Annotated in this window: 3 protein-coding genes and 2 pseudogenes; 3 read left to right on the top strand and 2 right to left on the bottom strand. The window is 48.3% G+C overall.

Annotation, left to right across the window (positions count from 1 at the left end):
- A pseudogene (locus tag RMO52_RS24270) lies at nt 1–410 on the bottom strand (hypothetical protein); the annotation flags it as partial.
- A gap of 436 nt (nt 411–846) precedes the next feature.
- On the bottom strand, nt 847–4,593 hold the full coding sequence (locus tag RMO52_RS24275) for a GAF domain-containing protein (RefSeq protein ID WP_310419520.1): 3,747 nt from the start codon (nt 4,591–4,593) through the stop codon (nt 847–849).
- A 394-nt stretch (nt 4,594–4,987) separates the two neighbouring features.
- Between RMO52_RS24275 and RMO52_RS24280 the strand changes: the two genes are divergently transcribed.
- The 3 genes and pseudogenes from RMO52_RS24280 to RMO52_RS24290 form a co-directional block, all read left to right on the top strand.
- Nucleotides 4,988–6,181: a response regulator gene (locus RMO52_RS24280; protein ID WP_310419523.1), complete on the top strand. Its 1,194-nt coding sequence runs from the start codon at nt 4,988–4,990 to the stop codon at nt 6,179–6,181.
- A 66-nt stretch (nt 6,182–6,247) separates the two neighbouring features.
- Complete coding sequence (locus tag RMO52_RS24285; RefSeq protein ID WP_396135101.1) at nt 6,248–6,784, top strand: pyridoxamine 5'-phosphate oxidase family protein; 537 nt, start codon at nt 6,248–6,250, stop codon at nt 6,782–6,784.
- A gap of 243 nt (nt 6,785–7,027) precedes the next feature.
- Nucleotides 7,028–7,278 (top strand): annotated as a pseudogene (locus RMO52_RS24290) (N-acetylmuramoyl-L-alanine amidase); the annotation flags it as partial.

Consider the following 7,278-nt stretch of genomic DNA (forward strand, 5'->3'; position numbering starts at 1 on the left):
TGGAGAGTGGGGTCGCTACCTTGGGCTTCGATGAGGACGCGGAGTTCAGTCTGCTGTGGATCGAGCGCTAGTGAAAATTCAAAGGGGGCGCAGTCGTCGGAAACGTCCGATCTCCAGGTTGTGGTTTCACCAACGCGGCGATCGCCCCAGGAGGTAGTCAGAGCGCGAAATACGTGGATGACTCGATCGAGTTGAGAGTCTAAGCCGACAGCATGACACAGGGCGGTCAGTTTTTCGATGCCACATTCTACATATGTCGGTGCGGGTACTAATTTTTCGGGGTCGAATCCAGCTTGTGAAAATCGCTCGATCGCTCCTCGATCTGCTCCAGGTAAAGTTGAATTTACTAATGAATTTGCAGATGTATCGGGTTGGTTTAGCGCTTTATACTTATTCTCAGAACTAGTCATGATAAACCCCAATATTTAAAATAGTAGTTTTTATTGTCTACATAAAATACTTTGGTTAAATCCTAGCACAAGAATACATAAATCGTTGCGATTGTTATTTTTGCTACATCCAAACCATGAACTTTGACAGAGTTAAAATTTAAGATTAATAATTAATCTCAATCACTGAAAGTGTTTGCAAGAGCAAGCTACGGGATAAGGTGCGTATAAATTTAGCGACTAGTTAATACTCAAAATATCTAACTTATACTAAAAATTGAAATACATACACGCACGTATATGCGAGTATATAAGGTAACAAATATTTTGATAAGCAATAACTAAAAAGCAGAGTTTAAAAAATAATGTAGCAATAGTCACAAAAATTCGGTCGAATAAAAAATAATTTTGTCCGGGCGCATTGGCAGATAAGTGAAGCAATAAATTTTGTAACTTATCAAGTACTATGTATTAACTGTTCGATCGTGGCAACTAACTGACTTAGTTTCACAGGCTTAGTCATGTAGCGATCGGCACCAGCATCGAGGCATTTTTGACGATCGAGCGGCATGGCGAGAGCAGTGAGGGCCACGATCGGCAGCTTGGCACACTCGGGAATTTGCCGGAGTTGACCGATCGTGGCGTAGCCATCGAGGTCGGGCATCTGAATATCCATCAAAATCACATCGGGATGTTGGGACTGGGCGATCTCGATTGCCATGCGTCCGGTGCTGGCTTCGATCGGGCGATAGCCGCGACTCTCCAAATAACCCGTCATGGTTTCCATATTGGCGTCGTTATCTTCGACCACGAGGATCGACGCTTTGAGGGTGACGGCGGGAGGCGCTAATGGTGCTGGCTCAGTAGTAAGAGGATAGACTAGTGGCGGCACTGCTGGTGGCACCGCCGTCTCAGCGCTAGGATGAAATGGCAAGGAAACGGTAAAACAACTGCCGCGATCGACTTGACTTTGGACGGAGACAGTTCCCCCGTGCATTTCGACAATCCGTTTGACTAGTGCTAGTCCCAGTCCAGTGCCAGCATATTGACGACTGAGGCTACTATCGATTTGGACGAAAGATTGGAAGAGTTTGGGGATATTTTCGGGGGCAATGCCGATGCCAGTATCGATAATCGAGAACACGATCTGCCAGGGGGATGGTGTGGTGGGGTCAATTGCGGGCGGTGTTAGTCCCCGCTCGGTCAGCCGCACGTCGAGGGTAATACTGCCGCCTGCGGGCGTAAATTTAACGGCATTGCTGAGGAGATTGATGAGGACTTGCCGACAGCGGCGATCGTCCACCTGGATCTTGATGTGTTTGAGGGATTCGGGGAGTTGGGTGGTGAGTCGAATTTGCTTTTTGTGGGCGAGTTCTTTGACCAAAATGAGACTATTCTGGCAGAGGGTCGCGATCGAGACTTCGGCGATTTCGAGCTGGAACTTGTTAGCTTCGATCTTGGATAGATCGAGAATGTCATTGATGAGTGCGAGCAGGTGTGTACCACTTTTGGAAATCGTGGCGAGAGATTTCTGCTGCCGATCGTTGAGGGTGCCAAAAGCTTCATCTTGCAATCCTTCCGACATCCCCAAAATGGCATTCAGGGGGGTGCGGAGTTCGTGACTCATGCTGGCTAAGAACTCATCCTTGAGTCGGGTCGCACGGGCGAGTTCTTGGTTGGAAACGGCTAACTGGTGGTTGCTTTGGCGTAACTGAGTTTCGGCTTGTTGGCGCTCGGTCAATTCTTGCTGCAATTGCTCGAACAAAATTGCCTGCTGAATCGCGATCGCCAGTTGGTCGGCAATTTGTTGGAGTAGTTGCGCTTCGGCATCTTGCCAGTGTCGCTGGGTAGCGCACGCATGGACGCTAATTAAGCCCCAGAGTCTGACTTGCGGCTGGCGGGGATGGCGCGGGCGCTGAGTGCGATTGTCGGTACGCAGTAAAATCGGTGCGACAATTTTGGACTTAACCTCATTCATGCCAACGGATTGGTGGATCTGTAACGACCACAGATCGTCATTGATATCGACGATCGGGCGCGGTTGACCGAGGAGATAAAATTCTAGTTCTTCCTTACTAAATGGCGCGCGCTCCCAATTTGTAGCTACTAGACTGAGGTAGTCGGGCATGACAACTTCTTCGACCGCCCGAATGCTGAGATTGGGCAAGACTCGAAAGATGGTGACTCGATCGACCATCATCAATTCGCGCACTTGGGCGGTAGCAGTGGCGAGAATATCTTCGATTTTGAGTGAATTGCGAATTTGGTGGGCGATCGCGCCGAGGGTGCGCTGCTGGCGCAGTTGGAGGGCGATCGCTTCTTCGGCTTGCCAGCGAATTGCCAGTTCTGACTGGACTTTGGCATAGAGGGTGGCTTGTTGAATGGCAATGCCGATCTGTTCGGCAATATGCTCGATTAAATTAATCTCGACTTCTTGCCAGCAGCGCGGTGCCGCACAATGATGGATACACAGTAAGCCCCATAATTCGGTACCTTGAAATAACGGGACGACCAGATTAGCGCGGACTTGAAACTGGTTTAACACCCGCACTTCAGAATCTAGCAATTCGGCGGCATGGATATCTTCGACAATATTGATCCGACCTTTTTGGTAATATCGTGCCAACTGGTTGCCAAAGCCTGGATCGTGAATTCTCGCACCCAAGATCGATTCAAAGCCATTGCCAACCGACTCCGCCACGAATTCGCCTTCATCAAAGTCGCTGTCGAGATAGAATTTGAAGATCCCCACCCGATCGGTTTCGATAACTTGGCGGATCTCCCGGACGGCAGTCGCGAATACAGTCGGCAGATCTAGCGATTTACGGATGCGTTGGGTAATTTCGCGTAAGACAAATTCGCGTTCGGCTTGTTGACGGATCGTTTGCTCGGTTTGGCGGTGGTTGGCTTCCTCGCGTTTAGCCGCGCTGATATCAAAGTTAATCCCGATCGTACTATACGGCTGACCGCGATCGTCGCGTTGGACTACGCCGTAAGCTTTAATAAAATGGATGCTGCCATCGGGATGGATGACGCGATATTCGGTATCGTATTCAGCTTGTCCGAGGAGCGCTTGTGCGAGCTTGTCTTCAGTATCGGCGCGATCGTCGGGATGGACACTGGCGAGCCAAGTGGCATAAGCTTCTGGGCACTCGGCACTCGGACAGGTTCTGGTTCGCCCGTATAATTCATACATCCGCTCGTCCCAAATCAGACAATCTTTGGCAATATCCCATTCCCAACAGCCGATCGCGCCAGACTTGAGCGATAGTGACAGCCGCTCGGATATTTGATGTAGCTGGGTTTGAGATTGTTTGCGCTCGGTGATGTCTTGATAAGTCCCTAGGACGCCAAGTGTCTTACCTTGACGATTCCGGAGTGGTACTTTATTGGTTTCCACCCAGATCGCGCTACCATCTGCCCGTGTCTGTCGTTCGATAATCCCTAATTTGGCGATACCAGAGTCGATGACTTGGCGATCGTCAGCGCGGTAAGCATCGCCTTCGATCGCGCCCCACGGCAAATCGTAGTCGGTTTTACCCACGATTTGGGTCACGGAAGTTAGATTGGCATCTCGGGCAAAGTTTTCGTTGCAGCCCAAAAACCGCAATTGGCGATCCTTCCAAAATACCGATAGGGGGAAAGTGTCGAACACAGTTTGGAGAAATTGCTCGGAGGCTTCGAGATCGAGGGTATGATTCTCAAACAATTCGGCTTGAGCTGCTTCTAACTCGGAAACCTGGGCGACCAGAGCGGCTGTGAGGTGCTGCTGGAGGCTGGTAGCGGTTAATAGCCCAACCAACCCATCGCGATCGTCTACCACGGGTAGGTGGTCGATCTGATGGCAGTTGAGGAGAGCGATCGCCGCAGCTACATCGGTAAAGTCAGCCGCTCGGAGGGTAACTAGATCGGCTGTCATCACCGCACCGATGGTTAAATTTTCCAGATCTCGCCGTTGGACGGTAAGTCGGACGATATCTCGCGCTGTCAAAATCCCGACGAGTCGATCGCCATCGACGATGAGAATGCAGCTAGCTTCTTGCGCCTGAAGATGGGATCGATCGTCTGAGTAAGACTGTGGGGCTTGGCGGCGGTAAAGGGCATCGATCGCCTCGATCGCCGTCGTGCCAGGGGTTACTACGAGCGGATGACGGACGATCGCCGACATTAATTCGGACTGCGTTGACGGAATCGATTCGAGCATTATTTTTGGTAAGTATGCTGTCCTGGGCGGCTTGTGACATTAGCTAGAATTTCGATCGGTACGGTAGTAGCTAGTTAGCAGGCGATCGCCGTACCGACACACAAATATTGGTGTTGCTGAATTGATGTATGAAGCATAGATCTTGCCCTCACCCCCAACCCCTCTGTCTTGTCTCGCTAAACCCTCGGCAAAGCCGAGGAGCGCGAGCCGCTCCCAAGCTTGGGAGAGGGGAGCCAGAGCCGAAGGATCTGGCGGGGTGAGGGCAACTCATACCCAAATACAGCAATGCACAAATATTTTCCCCAACACCTACTTTTAGAATGCCCGCAAAATTGTCGTTAATTTGGGTAGCAAAATGGGCATTCTGAGGAGATATTCAACTAAGTAATTCACGATGAGTAGCTATTCCATCCTAATCGTTGACGATGAACCAGATAACTTCGATGTAATCGAAGCATTACTTCCTAGTGAAAGTTACAAGTTGCATTATGCTAATTGTGGTGAAGATGCGCTTTCCGGTCTAGACAAATTCGATCCTGATGTGATTTTGTTAGATGTGATGATGCCCGGTATCGATGGCTTTGAAGTATGTCGGCGACTCAAGCTGATGTCTCAATGGCAAGCCGTGCCGATTATTATGGTGACGGCTTTAGCTAGTAAAGAAGACTTAGCGCGGTGCTTGGCTGCTGGTGCCGATGATTTTGTCAATAAGCCCGTTAATGGTCTGGAATTGCGCGCTCGGGTTAACTCAATGGTGCGGATTAAAAAACAACACGATCGGATTCAATCTTTTTCCAAGCTGCAACGCAATAATATTCATTCTTTAGCTAACAATATCAATGAAATTAGATTAGATTTAGCTATCGGTTTTCCCCATGAATTTAATGCACCGATAGATACTATATCCGCCAATATCGAGCATTTAACTCAGAATATCGAGCGCCTAGATCTAGATACCAAACTTGAGATTTTGGCAGCTAGCGATCGCGCTGTCGGGCAATTGCGAAAATTAACTAAGAAGTTTTGGTTTTATTTACAATTAACACTAGAAACTCCAGCTACCGATCGACAAGACAACTGTACGCCCAAATCGATCGTCGAACAAAGTGCAATCGCTAGATTTGAATCATTCCCCAGTCCGATTGATTTCGATTGCGAGATCGCTGCTACTAATTTAGCAGTTAGCTCGGAGCATTTTCAGTGGATAGTTGATGAGTTATTCGATCGCATTTTCAGTAACTCTGCGACCTATCTGAGTTTAAAAATTAATGGTGAAAATATCGACAACGCTTTTCATCTGTCGATATCCAGTTGTCGGTCTCTGGCTCAAGGCAACGACTTGGATGTCGAGATGTCAAAGCTACTTCAATTTAATCCGGCTGGAACTGAAGAGGAAGAATTGGCGATCGGCTTGAAAGTTGTCAAGAAAATTGTGGAACTTTATGATGGCTTATTTTTGATGTCTAGTAGTTCGAGCGATGGCTTGTTAGTCGAGGGTCAGGACGAGATTACAGTTTACTTAACTTTACCCTTAGCACCCGTCCTCGCTGTCGGCGGCTCCTCTGCGAGTGGTTCCCACCACAACTGAAGTTAAGCGATCTTTACAAGCGCGATCGAACTGTTTAGAATTTGAGCTGATCTAGTTTTAATAATGATGGCTAAATTTTATCCGCGACTCGACGCGCAATTGTGTGAATTTATCGGACAGCAGCAACTGTTCTTTACAGCGACAGCCCCGATCGAAGGACGCATCAATCTATCGCCCAAAGGGATCGATACTTTGCGGTGTTTGGATTTCGATCGGGTTGCCTATTTAGATCTGACTGGTAGTGGCAATGAAACAGCCGCTCATATATCTCAAAATGGGCGAATGACGATGATGTTTTGCAGTTTTACCGATCGACCATTAATTCTCAGGTTGTACGGTACGGGGAGCGTAATTCGCCCCGATACAGCCGCATGGGAAAATTTAATTACTAACTTTAAAGATCTACCTGGCAAACGGCAAATAATTTTGTTGCAGATCGAGTCAGTCCAAACATCTTGTGGTTATGGAGTACCGATCTACGAACTCCAAACGGAACGCACGACTTTAACTGATTGGGCACGTAATAAAGGTAACGATGGTGTCAGAGCATATCAACTCCAAAAAAATTATAAGAGTATCGACGGTTTGGCGATCGATATCTAGGGTGGCACTCCAGCAGTTATCGCGAAGGGGGAAAGGGGAAAGGGGGTTTGATGGCACGAGCGATTGATGTTTATTACCGACTCGATCGAATTGGAATCCTACAGCAATCGCGGACGATCTCCACGATCGCAGAGATGCTATAATTCGTAACAATTATTAAGTATAAACACTCAGCCAAGTAGATTCGATTTGCTATCGATTCGGTTGCTGGGATTTTAAGATCGGATAACTAACCCAAACACCATGCTCGGCAAGTATTCGCATTTAGGAATTTTAGGCGGTATTACCCTCTCAGTGGCAGTGACACCATTAGTAGTGGCGCAAATCGTCACGCCCAAGCTGTATGTATCCTTTCCCCCCGCCGATTATCAAACAGCAAGCGATCGAATCTTCTTGATTGGGAGTGCGCCGAGCGAAGGCAACGTATCGGTAAATAATAAACCCGTTCCCCGCAGTCAACGGGGGCATTTTGCTTCTGTCTTCAATCTCAAGGT

This window comes from Chamaesiphon sp. OTE_8_metabat_110, assembly GCF_031382685.1.
Taxonomy (GTDB): domain Bacteria; phylum Cyanobacteriota; class Cyanobacteriia; order Cyanobacteriales; family Chamaesiphonaceae; genus Chamaesiphon.

Bases quoted from the DNA above. Each gene is read 5' to 3' on its own strand.
- RMO52_RS24280 (WP_310419523.1), top strand. From the start codon at position 4,988: ATGAGTAGCTATTCCATCCTAATCGTTGACGATGAACCAGATAACTTC.
- RMO52_RS24285 (WP_396135101.1), top strand. From the start codon at position 6,248: ATGGCTAAATTTTATCCGCGACTCGACGCGCAATTGTGTGAATTTATC.
- RMO52_RS24275 (WP_310419520.1), bottom strand. From the start codon at position 4,593: ATGCTCGAATCGATTCCGTCAACGCAGTCCGAATTAATGTCGGCGATC.